Genomic DNA, 14,618 nt, shown 5'->3' with positions numbered 1-14,618 from the left:
GGCCGGGATCAGGTCGACAGCGCTAAGCCGGTGTGAGGGTGCCAAGTCGATCCTTCAACGATGCCAACGCATTCCATAGGGCGATGCGCACCTTCATCGCCACCAGGCTGGGGGTGGCGCTTTTCCGCCCGACGGCACATCACCTCGACCGACTCGCCAGCGCGCTCACCGGCGGTCGACGTAGCGCCTCGCTGATCGTGACCGGCGTTCCCGCCGTCATGCTCACCACCACTGGGGCTAAGTCGGGGGAGCCTCGTACCGTCGCGGTGTTCCCGATCCCGCACCCCGAAGGTGTGGCCGTCATCGCGTCGAATTTTGGCGGCACCAAGCACCCGGCCTGGTACCACAATCTGAAGGCCAACCCACAAGCGACTGTCTGTATCGAGGGCGATACCTGGGACGCCGTCGCCCGCGTTGCCCCGCCCGGCGAGCGCGACGAGATCTGGACAAAGGGCGTCGCAATCTATCCCGGCTGGCGGAAGTACGAAGTAACGGCCGGCGATCGCCACATCGAGGCGCTGGTCCTCGTACGGTCGGCCTAGAACGCGAAGGGGCCAACAGCTACCCGGTGAAGGTGACGACGTTCCCCGCGAACAACTGCCCGCCCGGTTGCGGCGGGCGTGGTCCACAGGATCGGTCCGCGCTCGCCCAACAGTTCACTGAGCTGGACCACACGTCATTGCCGCCCGCGTCGAACTGAATGTCCATGGTGGCCATGCCGGCCGGGATATCGGTGCCTGCGGCGTTGAAGGTGTGGAAGTTGGCTTTGATTGTGGTGCGCCCGTTGTACCGCTTGTCCTGCCGGCTGCCCTCCATCTGGCGAAGGGCGAAGGTGAACTTCTGCCCGGGCTTGGCGCGGTCGTTGTGATTGGGACCTGACTGCGGGTACTTGTCAGTGGTGCTGTAGTCCCAGAACACAAGGTCATAGTTGGTGTTGTTCACGATGTCGAAGGGGCTGGTGTTGTAAACCGGGTCGGCGGCGGCGGTTCCGGAACTGCCTGCGGTGAAAGCGATACCGACGATCGTTGCGACAACCCCCACTCGCATCAGCTGATTCGCCGACGATGTCATCGTCGTCCTCCTTGAAGCGTGTAGTCGCCGTGCGGTATTACCGTGAGACAGTACGGCTTCGCCAGGTGTATCGCTGCGAGATGAACTAGGGCGCTACCGAACACCGTGGCGAGGGCCCAAGGGAGTCGGCGAGCAGGCGGGCGACAGCCGAGAGCGGCTGGGGTCCCGCGACCAGGTCCGCCCAGGGAACCCGATCGCGAGTTCGCGGAGAGATCCCAGGGCCGCACCGAGGTGCCGCGGCTCATAGTTGTGCACGCCGAAGATCGACAACGGCCGCCGGACGACAGGTAGACCGGCAACTGCGAACGCGCGTCGGCCAGTGGTGCGCGCTGGGCACGTGTAATGCCCAGCGGTACACCCCAACCGCGACAAGGGCTTTGACTATGAGGACGGCGCCACCTCAACCAGAGTTCCGCTGGTGATGAGATCGGTGACTCTGGCGTTTCCGAGCACGTACTGAATTCCGCCGCCAGGCTGCCCAAAAGCACCTGCAATCTTCCCGCTCCGTATCGCCAGCGGCTTCAAGAAGCAGTAGACGTGGTAACTGGCCTGTGAATCGCCTTGCTGGGTAATGAGGGATGCCGGCGGCAATGCCCGAGCCGCGAACGGAGTATCCCTTTCGTTGGCGAGGAACGATCCGTAAATGCTCCCGAACCGGTCGACCACGTCCCCGGGGTTTAGCGTCCACGGCTTGTCTTGTCCGTCAAACCCCCAGTTCGTCGGATAAATCCAGCCGCCCGACCCGTCTGGGTTAAGCCTGTAGAACTGGGTGAGAAAAGCCTTGTCGTCCGTAGGCGGATTGCCTAATCGGTTATAAGCCACTAGCAGTTTCGACACCGGTCCACTGGGCAATGTGTTGGGTCCCAGCACGCCCGCGGGATACCCATCTGGGACTTTGTAGGGCGTGGAATCCGCGGTTGCGAGGGCCGGACTGACTTGGTGCGGACAAGTAGCTGCCTTCGCGCTGACCGGCAATAGCAGGGACATCGTCAGCGCTGTCAGCACACCGATGGTGAAAGATCGGCACCGCATACGAGGGCTCCTTGGGGTTTGCTGATAAGACTGACAGGGACCCTAGCGGATTCCACCGCTGCCGTCGCGTTATTCCGCGCCAAGCTCTCTCACTGCTCAATCAGCAAGTCGCCCAACGGCAAAGGGGGGCGTGCGGGTCCGACGTTCGGCACGAACGGAGCGACCGGCAAGTGGGACAGGCCGGCCAAGGTTTTCGCTGCAAAGAACCGGGCGCACCATGGGGCGACCGGGAGGTGCGAGGAGTGCAGCCTACACAGTTCGGCGTAAACGTCTACGCGGACGTTCGACAAGCTCGCCGATCTTGGTTGAACGTATCTGATCCGATCGCTCGATAGTCTCGAATAGTGTTCGGGCGGAACTCGAATCGTCGATGTTAGCTCGCCGATTCGCCCGAAGGGCACCCGCGCAATCCTTGGAAAGCCAGCGGCGACAACGCGGGGCACGTATGTTGTGGGTTCTGCTCGTGATCGCAGCGGGTGTCCACGGCCCTGCGGGCGGGCCACGTACGGACACTGCCAGCACACGGATCAGCGCACGACGAGCAAGGAGTAGCAATGGAGTCGCCGAGACTGCATCGACGTTTTCTTTTACCAGCCTTGGCCTTTGTATCGGCCGTTGCGGTGTTTGCCGCGATGACATGCTTCGGACCGCCTAGTCGCTCGCTGGCAGACCCGGACCCAGGCCAGAGCACAACAGCGTTTGCCATCCCGTTTCCGGCCGCCCTTCAGGGAGAGATCGCACGCCTCGAGAAGGACGCGCTGACGGACACATCGAAGGAGCAAAGACCCGCCAAGAAGGCCTGGATCCTTAAGACTGCCTTGGCTGATTTATTGCCGCAGCCTTTCACGAGCAATGCATCGCTGTACGGCCTGAAAAATCTAGGAGACTATCGGTTCGACTTCTCAAAAACCTCCGGCGACCCAGCTTTTTACCCGAGATATTTCGCTAGTCCGTTCAAGAACAACGTCGTTACCGTAACGCCTGAGGCTAGGGGCCACTATGACTACCTCAACGACGAGGTCTGGGTCGATTTCGCCAATCATGATCTCGGCGGCGGTGTCTTTGGTAATGGGATGGTGCAAGAAGAGACCATGGCCCTGACCATGCCCCAACTCGCGGACGCGTCCGCCCTCGCCTATCACACCCGGTCCCAAGGCCACCCGGGCGTCTTGGGGAGCAATCCAGAACCGCTAGTGCTGACGAATGTCCAGCGCTCGATCAAGCTCGGTGGCGGGCTTTACAAGGACGGGTGGTTGACGATGACGCTGGACCAGATCAAGGAAGTCAGCAACACCACGCCCCAAAAACCTAACCAGCGTTTGAACGTGCTGGCCGTTGCGGTGGAAAAGGTCGACAAGTCGTGGGCGCAGCAATCCGACATAAAGACGCTCGACGACCTGTTCAACACGTTCGTCGCCGGCTTCACGTTGGCTAAAAATATCAAGCCCAACGTGATCATTAACACCGGCCCCATCGGTACCGGAGACTTCCAGAACGATCCCAAAGTCATCTTTGTCATGCAGAACTTGGCTGCACAGCAGGTCGGCGGAATCACGTTGCGGTACTGGGGTTACGACCCAACAGACCCAAACAATAAGCAGCAGGGCTACGCCCCAATGGTCGCCCAGATTGTTGACAAATGGAAAAAAGACCCAGACAAGAAGGTAGCTAACCTGCTACTGATCGCATACGGGTGCCTCACCGGGAAGCCCTCGGGATAAGTGCCACTGCGCCAAACGAATTAAGAACATTCAGCAGAATTACGCCCCGGGACCGGTGGCCGTTGAGAGAGGTGCGTCGTGGGATGAGCAGGGCGCTCTGGAGGCGGGGCATGACCGTTTTGGCCGCCGCAACGATCGTGACTGCCGTCGCCGTGGTCGGCGGGCGGGTTTTGATGAGTCCCGCTGTGGGGCGAGCACCCGCAGTGGTTGCGGTAGCTACATCTGAGCCGGGGCCTCTGTCTCCGCCGCCGCCCGGATTTCCGGACTTAACTGGGTTCACCGACGTGTCGCACAGTCACGAAGTAACCCGCTCCTACGTCTTGGCAACCTTTACCAGCCCGACGGGATTGCAGTGCGCGATGTGGAGCAGCCTGGGAGATACAGCGGCGTTCTGTTTCGGAGCGATTCCTGGACTCGATCATCCAGCAAACCAGGTCTATGCGGGGGACCACAGGTCAGCTTTCGACCAGGGCGCGCCCCCGGACTCCGACAAGCTCAATGGGAAGCCCCTGGCATCGGGCGAGAAGGGGATACTGGGTGCCGGTGGGACCCTGATGGGCGGCGATCAGATCACCTGCGGTGTTCAAAATGCTCTCGTCGCGTGCATATTGATTGAAGGATTCAGCCAAAACCACGGCGACGACACTGCCCAACGGCACGGCTTCGTCCTCAATTCCCAACGCAGTTGGACGTTTTGAGCTAGCCACTACGGTCACGGTCGCCGCGACGAGGCCGGGCCTGAGCACAGAGGTGAGCAGAGGTGAGATGAGCGACATATCGGCAAGCCTGCCCGGCCGCAAATCTTCAGTGAGTCGGGCACCATGGGCTGCCGCACTTGATTGACTCGCTCACCAAACAGGGTTTCAGCTGACCCTCGAGAATCGAGATAACCGCTAGATGGCCACGGGCGTGCGACCGGGGCCAAAAACATCTTCTGACCTGCAAGAACCTTGGTGCCCCCGGCAGGATTCGAAAATGCCGATATGCTACTCTAGCAAAGTGCCGATGACCTGCAGTGAGGCGTCTGACCAGCGGTGACACAGGATCGCAGCTATTGCCAGCAAGTGCCAGCAAGTGCCAGACTCGGCATCGAGAATGCACGGAGAATGCACGGCAGCGCGAAAGGGCAGGTAGATGGCTGGCAAAAAAGGAATGCGACAGCGCGCCTGGGGCTCACTCCGCAAGCTGTCTTCGGGCAAGTGGCAGGCAAGCTACATCGGACCGGACCTGGCGCGGCACAACGCGCCCATCACCTACAGCACCCGCATGGACGCAGAACATTGGCTAGCCGACGAGCGCAGACGGATCGAACGCGACGAATGGGTAGCACCCAAGCTCCGCGCAGAAGCCCAGCGTGCCAAGTCCAAGACGCTGGGGGAGTACGCCACCGACTGGCTGGCCACTCGTCCGCTGAAGCCGCGCACCAAGATCGGGTACGAGGCCACGTACAACCAGCGCATCAAACCCAAGCTGGGCAGTGTGCCGCTGTCAGCGTTGAACGCTCAGACAGTGCGGCGCTGGCACGCAGGCCTGGGAAGCACACACGCCACGCGCAACGCCCACGCCTACGGACTGCTGCACGCCATCTGCGCCACTGCCGTCACCGATGGCCTGCTGACCACTCAGCCATGCCAGATTGCCCGCGCAATGAACGTGCCCACCAAGCGTGCGGCGGTGATTCTCGACGTGGACGACATCGCCAAGCTGGCCAACGCGATACAGCCGGAACGTCTGAAAGCGCTCGTGCTCATCTCAGCGTGGTGCGGTCTGCGTTACGGAGAGGTCAGTGAGTTGCGCCGTAAGGACTTCGCGGCGGACTGTTCGACCATCACCGTGAGCCGTGCCGTCACCCACCGGCAGAGGACGTGCAACATTGATACACCCAAGAGTGGCAAGGGGCGAACGGTTGTGGTGCCGCCGCACATCCGTGATGACCTGAAACATCACCTTGAGTATCACGTCAAGAAAGATACTGAGGCGCAACTGTTTCCGGCATCCAAGGGTGGGTGCCACCTGAATGACCGCGTGTTTCTTGACTATTTCACCGACGCGCTGAAAGCCATTGGCCGCGAGGGCGTTCGGGTGCACGACCTACGGCACTTCGCCGGTACTCAGACCGCCCGTGTCGGCAACCTAGTCGAGACGATGGCGCGCCTGGGGCACTCGACCGTGAAAGCCAGCCTGATCTATCAGCAGATCGTGTCAGGCCGTGACGCGGAAGTGGCCGAGGCATTGTCGGCGTTGGCCACCGACACGCAGGCCAAAGAACTGGCCAAGGCTGCCGCTGAGGCTGACGCGGAGACGGTCCAAATAACGGCCTGAGCGCAACGCACAGCCACGAACTAGTGCCCCACGGGTCAGAGTGCCTGTGGGGCAACGTCGTTTGTCCTGGGGGATGCAAAAAACTATTTCTTGCCAAGCTTGTTTATATACGCGTGCGGTCTAAGAAAATGACTGAGGAAATTTCCTCACCTGACCGTTGCTGGTGCCCGTCGGGTGACACTTGTCGCCGGGTGGCCGCAAGGTGTATGGTCCGCTGCGATGGCCGATTTCGGGCCAGGGGAGTTCTTCCCAGTAGGTCGCGTAAGTGCAGCAATGGACGACCACTGAACGGGAAAACTCCGATGGGACAAAAGATCACCCTCGATGCCGCTGCCGATGAGCTGGGCATCTCCAAACGCAGTGTGCGACGGCTGATTACGAGCGGAGAGCTTCGCGCCTGCATGATCGGCCGAAGCGGCAAGCTTCTCCGCATCGACCGCGATGACCTGGCCAACGTGATGCACGAGGTCGTACCGAGCGGAAAACCGTGACCGTCAAACATGTTGGCACACAGCAGAAGCAGTCCTAGATAGACGAAAGCCCCAGCTATGGAGGAAACCGGGGCAATCGTTGCGGCCAATTCGACGGCAGATCAAAGAGAACCGAGATGAATGATAACACCGATGACTTCATAGACAACATTGAACGCCTGAAACGGCAACAGCTAAAGCTAGAGCTGCAGCACAAAGCGTTCCTCACTCCGGTAAAACGCGTTGCATCGAAGGCTCCACCGCCGCAACGCAAATCAGAAGACCCAAGCAGATGGCTGGCGGCTGTCTTCCGAGGAGTCATCGAAGACCTACGTACCACGCCACCCGGCATGCGAAACGGTCGGTTGTATTGGGCTGCCCGCCGATTGGGAGAACTAGCCCACGCCGGACTGGACGAGGCCCGGTGCAGGAGTGAGCTCGAACGCGCAGCACACGACAACGGCCTATGGGCCGAGGGGCCGGGTCAATGCCGCGCCAGCATCGAATCAGGCTGGACTAAAGGCATAGCCAATCCCAAGCAGGCGGGCTGACGCATGAACGAGGTAGACCGCAGCTGGCAGCCCGTTAACCTCGGACCGATTTTGGCCGGCGACTATGCCCCACCGAAACCTGTTGTTGGGCAACGCACTGACTCTGTAGGATTGTTCTACGCGGGCAAGGTCCATACCGTGGCCAGCGCATCCGAGGCAGGAAAGACGTGGTTTCTGATTGCCGCCGCCTTCGATGAGATCAAAGCCGGAAACCACGTGCTCTACATCGATTTCGAGGACACAGAAGAAGGCATCGTGGGAAGGCTGCTCACCTTCGGCCTGGCCCCCGCAACAATTGGTGAGCACTTCCACTACATACGCCCGACGCAATCAGTGAACACAGAAATCAACCTTGCTGACCTGTTCGAACCTATTTCGGCGTATCACCCGACGCTGGCTGTGATCGACGGAATCACCGAGGCCATGACCACCCACGGCCTAAATCCCAACGACAACAGAGACATTGCGCTGTTTGGGGAGATACTGCCACGCAAGGTCGCCCGCGACGGACCTGCCACCGTGTGCCTTGACCATGTGGTGAAAGATCCGGACATACGGGGCAGATACGCCATCGGTGGAGTGCACAAACTGAACGGATTAGACGGAGCTGCGTACATTTTGGAGTCCCGCGACCCTTTCGGCATCGGTGTCAAAGGGCGTTCCTCGATTCTGCTGGCGAAGGACAGGCCGGGACAGCTCCGCAAGCATGGCCTGCGACGCAGTGATGGTCTCACCGATTTCGCTGAGCTGGTGGTGGATTCCCACGATGACAACTATGCGGAATTCGCAATCACGCCAGCCGTGACACGCAGCAAGTCATTCCGCCCAACGGTGATTATGGCGAAAATCTCCAAGGTCTATGAGCACTACGACAAGCCGATGTCGCAGAGCCAAGTGCTGGCCATCGTTCGCGGTGACACCAAGACCGCCAGGCACGCCTTCAGCTTGCTGCGGATCGAAGGCTACCTGTCCGAGAAGACACCTCACACGCTACTCAAACCATACCGGGGCGACGAAGACGAGGACCAAAGCCCATGAGCATGACTGCGTGTCTGAAGCGTGACTGTAGGCATGACTGCATGAATCAACGTCATGCAGGTCAGACTGGGCGTGACTGCATGACTGTGTGTCTATATATAGACACAGTCATAGTCGCGTCACAGACCCCGCTTGCAGTCACGGTCACACCGACGCGGAAGGCAATCAAATGCCCTATGGCGCAGACATCGCGTTACTGATCGCCCACGTACCCAAACTCGACGGTGCAGCCTGCAAAGGCCGAAGCGAAATCTTCGATGCACAGCCACCCAAGAACCCAGATCGCGACTACCTACACGCCAGAGCCAAAGCCATCTGCACGCGGCAATGCCCGGCACTAAGCGCCTGTCGCCAATGGTTGGCCAGCCTGCACAAACACCTTCGCCCCGAAGGCGTGGTAGCCGGTCAATTCATCGAGTCAAGCATTTGGCGGTACGACAGAACCGGCAGGACCAGCCACCCTGGAAGGCCCCGAAAATATGCCTAGAGATGCCCCTCAGATCAACGGAGCCGCTCGTTTACCCCCGGTCTGGATAGCCGGTGCCCGAAAGCGCCTTGCGCGGCACAGATCCGACTGAGGAATTACTTCCTCAGTCGGATGGTCACGTGCTGGATGGTCCGCCCGTGGATGGTCGCGTGCAGGATGGTCCGCGTGCGGATGGTCGCGCCCTGGATGGTCCGTCCGCAAAATTGGTTGCAGCACACCACTATTCACCACTATAGCTTCATCGAACGTTTGCTGGCATTGCCGAACAGTCGCAGCGCAGCGATCCCAGCAAACTCTACATCGGGACCACCTGCAAGACCTCTGACCTGCGACAATGTCTGCAAGCGTGAACTAAGCAGGCAAGAATAGCTAAATAAGCCTCTGACCTGTGGGGGCGGGGGGTTGAAACCACAGATACAATCCACGAGGCCGCCCTGTGGCAGTCGAAATATTCGCAAAGCAGGTTTTCGGCAACGCTCATGCAAACAGATTTGGCGTGGCAACGACTCGCGGTAGGTTTGCTGTAATCTGTTGTTTCACAACATATTTGCGTGGCACTTTCTTACGGAAATCATGGAAAACGCCCAGTCATTGATATACCCTCTGGTGGTATCGAGGATGAACATCGAGGAGATGCCATCAAATGACGACCGGTGATTACCGCGAACGCAACGGATCGGACTTCAGCACGCGCGAGCATCTTTTGTTCGGCATCGCACTGGGCAATGTGAGACTCGACCCCGAACGCGGATTCGTTGGCGGGCATGAAGTGCAGGTGCTCCGCGATCTGGCTGTCAAGATGGCCACGCACGCGCCAGAGGGGCAAGGGTGGGAAGCACTGGGGTTTGCCGTCTTTCAGATTATCGAGGCCCAGCGTGGCAACCTCGATATAGACCTGCACCCTGACATGATCGAGCTGTATCACCGTAAGCGAGCCGAGATGGCTGACGTACTTGGCCCAACGCCCGCCGATGTTTCGGTGCCCGACAGCGTGACACCGAATCTGGTTGAGTCACTACGCGATGGGCCTAACCCTGACGGCCCGCCAGCACCCGAGCGCGATTTCGAGCTGCCGATTGACTCGCCAGAAGTGAGGGCCATGGTCGAGGCTGATCCAGACCTCGGGCACTTTATTTGGATGGCGGCTCAGGGCATCGATTCTCGGTAGGCTTCCTGGGGCTGAGTTCAACGGAGAGCCGTGAAACGCCCACCACTGCGTAAGGTTCGTTGGCTCGCCTGATTGTGGGCTAGGATCGGCGGTAATGGTTTGCACGGCACCCGATTAGGCACCCGCATAGGCGGCTGACCAAAGCAATCGCGGCACTGGAAGACCAGAAACGGTCCCGACCGATAGGCACCCTTACCGCGAGGCTGACCAGAGGCGCTGACCTGCATACTTGCCCGCGACAGTGATTCGCGGAGTTAGTCATTCATTCGCGCGAGCGCAAACATAGTGCGCTGCAATACTTTCCATAAGGAGCAGGACATGAATCTCAGGGCGAAATCCATCGCGATTAAAGAGGAAGCCCAGAAGGCTGTCAGGCAATGCGAAAACGGCGAAATCACGGTGGCCGAACTGACCGCCAAAATAGCTCGTCTCGAACGCGAGGACAACGAGCTGCACGAAGCCTTTAAGGCTTTCAGTGCCAGCAACATTCCCCCGGCTTTACGCGGCGGGGCGGGAGCGGGCAGTGGTCGCAACGAGAACGGCAACCCATCCGGCATGTTCACACCGACAGCGCCGGGCATGAGGACCAAAGGCGCGCAGGCAGTCCCACTTGGATTCGATGAGAACGAGTTGCGGGCCATGCATGAGGCGGTGAGTCACCGCCAGTCGTATGCGTTGAAAACCAAGGCATTCAACAGCGTTGACTCATTTCTCCCCGCGCAGTTGCAGCCCACCATCGTCGGGCCTCAATACGAGCACCGGCTGTTGGATCGGCTGCCGGTAGAAGTGATCGAGGCACCCAGCTTGGAGTACCTCGTGCACCAAAGCACCACGGGGGCACCGGCTATCGTTGCTGAGGGTGCCGTCAAACCGGAGCTGGTGTTCGTGACCGAGCCAGAGGTAGCGACTCCGCAGAAAATCGCAGCCCACACTGCGCTGAGTTGGGAGTCGATCAACGACTGGGGCAACTTCACACAGTACGCACTTTCCGAGATCATGCGCCAGGTGGTCAACAAGGAAAACGCGGAGCTGATCGCAGGGGCAGGTACCGCAGGTCATCTGCACGGATTCCTCGGCACGTCAGGCATTTTGACTCACACCGTCGCTGGCGGCACCACCAACACCTTGGATGATGTCGAGCAGTCCATCGCGGCGCTGCGCAGTGGTCCAGCGCTGGCTGAGGCGGATCTGCTTGTCCTCCACCCGAATACGTGGAGTGCGATGCGCAGAACCAAGGACAGTTACGGTCGCTACCTGGTCACCCCGGACCCGACCAGCGACGAAGCAAATTCGCTGTGGGGTGTGGAGGTTTTACCCACCACTCAGATCACCGCGGGCGATGGGCTGCTTCTGGATACCCGCAAGTTCGGATTCGTCGTTGTGCGGGAAGCGGTGTCGCTGCGCACCGGCACAAATGACGATGATTTCACCCGTAACCTGCAGCGTTGGGTTGCCGAGGAAAGGTTGGAACTGGCCATAGAGAGGCCGGCTGCTGTGCTGTCTATTTCGGGGTTACCGACATCATGAGAGTGAAAGCTGTTGCACCGTTTCAGGTCAGCCACGGCGGCACCGTGTACCGACCCGGCGCGGTCGCCGACGTGCCCGACGCTGTTGCGGAGAAGTGGATTCGGTCAGCTTGGGTGTCGGAGGTGGTGGAAGCCAAGCCCGCGCAGCAAAGGCCAGCGCCGAGCGGTCGCACCCGCTGATGAGTCCGCCCCGTCCCTTGGGGACCTAATAGTCATGAAGGCCGACATGATCGACAATGAACTGTAATCCAACATTATCAATCGCGAAGTAGATTCGTCCGCATTTGTCTGGCTTCTTGTTGTCGTCAACTTTCACGTGCGGTGTTGTTTCGAGCGTTCTACCATCGTGGGTTATGGTGGGTCCGCCCAAAGAGTCGTCGTGGAGCGCAATTTCGAGTTCGTATTCTATTGCTACTACGTCGATGCGTTCACCGATCGATGCGGCTTTTGCTGCGTAGAGTGCGGCCAGTCTTGCAAGTCTTTCGAGGTGAATGAACATGCGATTCGGATCGGGGTATAAATTAGTAGGTAGGCTTGCGCGAGCTCTTGGTGTCAGCGTGAAAGATTCAGACTGCAACGCAAGTATTTTATCGTTGGCTTGTTCCCAAGATTTGATTGGGATTTCATCTTTTGCACCTCGTAACACCTCGGCAATAGTGTCAAGATGCATAGCCAACTCAAAAACGTCGTCGTGGAAATCGAGCGGCGATCTTCGGTCGGGGTCGCCAATTAAGTCAGCCAGGCCGTGGCTGCGTGCAGCCTTGTATTGGTCGATATAGACATATGGATGCGGTATCCACCGGCTCCACACGAGCAAAGCGTCAGGTGGGTGGTGGCGGATCTCGCCCAAAACGCGCCGGCGGTGTGCATCGGGGTTCGTCCGGATGTCGAGTGCAAAACAATATAAACCGGCCACTAACTTGAACACCCGCTGCCAAGCAGGGGGGAGGTCATCGCTTACCCCGCCGCCCAAGAGAAGCGCGACCTGTCTCCATGGCGGGGAGCCTGGCTCGGCGCGAATTTCTACCGAGGAAACAAAGTCCTCGACATCTATGGCAATCCATGAAGCAAGCTCTGATCGGTCATCGGTCCACCGATCGCGGAAGGTTAAGAGTCGGGCGCTGCTGAAACCAGCGCCGTTCTCGAGATAGATCGCCTCAGCTTCCCCGTAGAGCGCTTGCCCGTTGACGTTAATCCTCGTCGCGAGGACAAGTCGTCGCGGGCCCAGGGTTGGAGCTCTCGCCGGATCTGCGCCAAGGCTGATGATCTGATCGACGGTCGGGCGCCGTCCTTCAAAAACCAGGTGAGGTTGCGCGAAAAGGCGCATGCGTGCGGCGGGGAGCAAGTCGTTCGGGGCTTCGGGAAATCCTTGCGGCTGAGCCGAAGCGAGGTTGCCGTATGCGTCGACTGATTTCGGCAGGCGGACGTTTCTCTTCCTGGGCAAAATGATTTCCGTAACTCTCGGAATCGTCAACATCTCGCCAGGGCCGAGGACGTGCTCTTGTAAAGAGAACAAGTCCCGGAATGTATGCATGACTCAGATTTCAGAAGTTGATCAAATATCCGAGAGGAATCGCTAATTGACGTAGCTGCTCGGCGGGCATCCGATCGATCGCCGAGTGAATGATGCTGCGAAGTTGCTCTGTCGATTCGATGTGTAGTCTCGCATCAGCCGTATCAGATCCGGATGCGTACTTTCGAAGGAGGGCGGCTCTCCATGGCGACACCCATGTGTGAAGTCTGCTCGCCGCGGATCCCGTGCGTTCGGCTTCTGCGTCCGCACCCGCAGCGAGTGCGCTGTTGAGAGCGGGGCGACCATCAGCTTGAGCCCGCAGCTCAAATTCGAGATCGTTCTCGGCCATCCAGGCCTTCACCACTTGCTCAACACGGTCAGCCAGGTAGTCGTACCAGCGTCGCAGTTCCGTGGAAGGGTCACGCTTCAAAACTGTCACGAATTCGCCGGCCGGATTGACCGAAGCGAGGGCATCGATTAACTCTTGCTTAACGGCGCCGTCGGGAGACTCCTCCGCAAATGTCTTCATCCAGCCGATCTGGGTCTCGCGCGAAATGGGGTCTATTTTGACGTAGTCGTCAGAATGTTGCTGAACTCGCTCGCGGAGGGATGCGAGCTCGGCAGGTTCTAGCGGTACGGGGCGCGGCGGGATGTTCCTCACGACGTCTTCTTTGCGATCGTAGTAACGATCGTCGTCGCTTCCCCACTTCACAAAGGCGTTCCAAAGTTCCCGTCGCATCGAGCGCTTGGAAGACGTGCGGTCACGTCCAGATGGTGGAAGACCAAGGGCAAAGTCACCGGGTCTCTCGCGATCGATAGTTATGCGCCCAGCGCGCTCGGCGTGCTCAATGAAGTCGCGGAAGCGGATGAATCCGATGCGCTCAAGATCGAACCCCCCACGGGTGACGTGCGCTAAGCGGACCCGAACTAGGCTTGCGGTCGGCTCTTGTTCAGCCGATGCGAGGGATTCGATGGCTTGGACGAGTGCCTGCACAGCCTGCTCTTGCAGGTCTTGTTGTTGATCGGGGGGTGTGCTGGAAACGCTCATAGGGTGGGCCGCCTTCGTATCTACTCCGCAGTTTGATGAGGTCGGGGCCCAATTTGGCCCCGACCTCATTGACTTTGGAAGTAAACCGGCGACAGCTGATGTCCTGCCACTTCTTCCCCTTGGGGGGGCCAGCCCGCGTCCTAATCACCGACTGCGCATTAGTGATCTTGCGTTCATAGCCCTAGCAGGTCACCCATGTCCAAAATTGCTTGCCTCTCGTGTGTCTCCCAAGCAACCAGGATTTCAGTAGACTTCACTGACCAGTATTGGCAAAACCACGCAACTTGTCAAGCTAGTTGGACCCTTTGCCGACCGCGCGCGCCGTGCTTGAACCTGGCCTTTTGTTGCAGATTACGTCAATTTTTGTCCATCCTAGGCCGTCCTCCAGCGTTTGCTGGACCATCACTCGCCTCGTGGTCTACGGGGCATTCTCGGCCCACCACCTTGTCGAGTCGGGCGGCTGCCTTCCCATCGGCTGACAACTCCGGGGTCGCAGCAACCAAGCCCGCCGAGGGTATTCCGCTGTAATCGGGTAGCAAAGATGCACGGAGAATGCACGTGAGGGTCAAAAATCGATGTTTGCACTGGTCAGGATGGTGCCCCCGGCAGGATTCGAACCTGCGGCCTTCTGCTCCGGAGGCAGACGCTCTATCCCCTGAGCTACGGGGGCG

At 59.4% G+C, this 14,618-nt stretch carries 14 protein-coding genes and 1 tRNA gene; 9 read left to right on the top strand and 6 right to left on the bottom strand.

The annotated features are described in order from the left end of the window. Nucleotides 1-38: 38 nt before the first annotated feature. The gene (locus tag ACZY0B_RS25460; protein ID WP_463767015.1) at nucleotides 39-542 is read left to right on the top strand and encodes a nitroreductase family deazaflavin-dependent oxidoreductase; all 504 of its coding nucleotides are present in this window, start codon (nucleotides 39-41) and stop codon (nucleotides 540-542) included. A 19-nt stretch (nucleotides 543-561) separates the two neighbouring features. Here the strand turns inward: ACZY0B_RS25460 and ACZY0B_RS25455 are convergent, their stop codons facing one another. Together ACZY0B_RS25455 and ACZY0B_RS25450 are read right to left on the bottom strand one after the other, a co-directional pair. Then, a complete protein-coding gene (locus ACZY0B_RS25455) occupies nucleotides 562-1,071 on the bottom strand; it encodes a hypothetical protein (protein ID WP_463767014.1) in 510 nt (169 codons plus the stop codon). A 381-nt stretch (nucleotides 1,072-1,452) separates the two neighbouring features. After that, nucleotides 1,453-1,908, bottom strand: a complete 456-nt coding sequence (locus tag ACZY0B_RS25450; RefSeq protein WP_463767013.1) for a TNT domain-containing protein — start codon at nucleotides 1,906-1,908, stop codon at nucleotides 1,453-1,455. A gap of 749 nt (nucleotides 1,909-2,657) precedes the next feature. Here ACZY0B_RS25450 and ACZY0B_RS25445 point away from each other — a divergent pair. Beyond that, a complete protein-coding gene (locus tag ACZY0B_RS25445; protein ID WP_463767012.1) occupies nucleotides 2,658-3,824 on the top strand; it encodes a hypothetical protein in 1,167 nt (388 codons plus the stop codon). A 455-nt stretch (nucleotides 3,825-4,279) separates the two neighbouring features. Here the strand turns inward: ACZY0B_RS25445 and ACZY0B_RS25440 are convergent, their stop codons facing one another. Beyond that, the gene (locus ACZY0B_RS25440; protein WP_463767011.1) at nucleotides 4,280-4,600 is read right to left on the bottom strand and encodes a hypothetical protein; all 321 of its coding nucleotides are present in this window, start codon (nucleotides 4,598-4,600) and stop codon (nucleotides 4,280-4,282) included. A gap of 358 nt (nucleotides 4,601-4,958) precedes the next feature. Here ACZY0B_RS25440 and ACZY0B_RS25435 point away from each other — a divergent pair, with 358 nt between their 5' ends. From ACZY0B_RS25435 to ACZY0B_RS25405, 7 genes are all read left to right on the top strand, one after another. After that, nucleotides 4,959-6,146: a tyrosine-type recombinase/integrase gene (locus ACZY0B_RS25435; protein ID WP_463767010.1), complete on the top strand. Its 1,188-nt coding sequence runs from the start codon at nucleotides 4,959-4,961 to the stop codon at nucleotides 6,144-6,146. A gap of 302 nt (nucleotides 6,147-6,448) precedes the next feature. Beyond that, entirely contained in the window at nucleotides 6,449-6,637 is a 189-nt protein-coding gene (locus ACZY0B_RS25430; protein ID WP_463767009.1) for a helix-turn-helix domain-containing protein, read from the top strand. Nucleotides 6,638-6,753: 116 nt separating this feature from the next. After that, nucleotides 6,754-7,167 carry a hypothetical protein gene (locus tag ACZY0B_RS25425; protein WP_463767008.1) on the top strand — a complete coding sequence of 138 codons (414 nt, stop codon included), beginning with the start codon at nucleotides 6,754-6,756 and terminating at the stop codon, nucleotides 7,165-7,167. Nucleotides 7,168-7,170: 3 nt separating this feature from the next. Then, nucleotides 7,171-8,205 (top strand): AAA family ATPase, encoded by a 1,035-nt coding sequence (locus ACZY0B_RS25420; RefSeq protein ID WP_463767007.1) that lies wholly within the window; start codon nucleotides 7,171-7,173, stop codon nucleotides 8,203-8,205. 1,130 nt (nucleotides 8,206-9,335) lie between these two features. Next, nucleotides 9,336-9,860 (top strand): hypothetical protein, encoded by a 525-nt coding sequence (locus ACZY0B_RS25415; RefSeq protein ID WP_463767006.1) that lies wholly within the window; start codon nucleotides 9,336-9,338, stop codon nucleotides 9,858-9,860. Nucleotides 9,861-10,178: 318 nt separating this feature from the next. Beyond that, nucleotides 10,179-11,387: a phage major capsid protein gene (locus tag ACZY0B_RS25410; protein ID WP_463767005.1), complete on the top strand. Its 1,209-nt coding sequence runs from the start codon at nucleotides 10,179-10,181 to the stop codon at nucleotides 11,385-11,387. A 2-nt stretch (nucleotides 11,388-11,389) separates the two neighbouring features. Then, nucleotides 11,390-11,566: a hypothetical protein gene (locus tag ACZY0B_RS25405; protein WP_463767004.1), complete on the top strand. Its 177-nt coding sequence runs from the start codon at nucleotides 11,390-11,392 to the stop codon at nucleotides 11,564-11,566. Between the two features lie 25 nt (nucleotides 11,567-11,591). Here the strand turns inward: ACZY0B_RS25405 and ACZY0B_RS25400 are convergent, their stop codons facing one another. From ACZY0B_RS25400 to ACZY0B_RS25390, 3 genes are all read right to left on the bottom strand, one after another. Further along, nucleotides 11,592-12,902 (bottom strand): hypothetical protein, encoded by a 1,311-nt coding sequence (locus ACZY0B_RS25400; RefSeq protein ID WP_463767003.1) that lies wholly within the window; start codon nucleotides 12,900-12,902, stop codon nucleotides 11,592-11,594. A 28-nt stretch (nucleotides 12,903-12,930) separates the two neighbouring features. Beyond that, entirely contained in the window at nucleotides 12,931-13,947 is a 1,017-nt protein-coding gene (locus ACZY0B_RS25395) for a UPF0158 family protein (RefSeq protein WP_463767002.1), read from the bottom strand. 594 nt (nucleotides 13,948-14,541) lie between these two features. After that, nucleotides 14,542-14,617, bottom strand: a tRNA-Arg gene (locus tag ACZY0B_RS25390). Nucleotide 14,618 lies beyond the last annotated feature (1 nt).

The sequence above is a fragment of the Mycobacterium sp. IDUB_19 genome, from assembly GCF_055419445.1.
This window is presented reverse-complemented; position numbering and strand designations above follow the sequence as displayed.

What these genes read in the sequence shown, in the direction of transcription:
- ACZY0B_RS25455 (WP_463767014.1), bottom strand. Translation starts at nt 1,071, where the DNA reads ATGACATCGTCGGCGAATCAGCTGATGCGAGTGGGGGTTGTCGCAACG.
- ACZY0B_RS25425 (WP_463767008.1), top strand. Translation starts at nt 6,754, where the DNA reads ATGAATGATAACACCGATGACTTCATAGACAACATTGAACGCCTGAAA.
- ACZY0B_RS25415 (WP_463767006.1), top strand. Translation starts at nt 9,336, where the DNA reads ATGACGACCGGTGATTACCGCGAACGCAACGGATCGGACTTCAGCACG.
- ACZY0B_RS25430 (WP_463767009.1), top strand. Translation starts at nt 6,449, where the DNA reads ATGGGACAAAAGATCACCCTCGATGCCGCTGCCGATGAGCTGGGCATC.
- ACZY0B_RS25395 (WP_463767002.1), bottom strand. Translation starts at nt 13,947, where the DNA reads ATGAGCGTTTCCAGCACACCCCCCGATCAACAACAAGACCTGCAAGAG.
- ACZY0B_RS25435 (WP_463767010.1), top strand. Translation starts at nt 4,959, where the DNA reads ATGGCTGGCAAAAAAGGAATGCGACAGCGCGCCTGGGGCTCACTCCGC.
- ACZY0B_RS25440 (WP_463767011.1), bottom strand. Translation starts at nt 4,600, where the DNA reads ATGTCGCTCATCTCACCTCTGCTCACCTCTGTGCTCAGGCCCGGCCTC.
- ACZY0B_RS25420 (WP_463767007.1), top strand. Translation starts at nt 7,171, where the DNA reads ATGAACGAGGTAGACCGCAGCTGGCAGCCCGTTAACCTCGGACCGATT.
- ACZY0B_RS25445 (WP_463767012.1), top strand. Translation starts at nt 2,658, where the DNA reads ATGGAGTCGCCGAGACTGCATCGACGTTTTCTTTTACCAGCCTTGGCC.
- ACZY0B_RS25410 (WP_463767005.1), top strand. Translation starts at nt 10,179, where the DNA reads ATGAATCTCAGGGCGAAATCCATCGCGATTAAAGAGGAAGCCCAGAAG.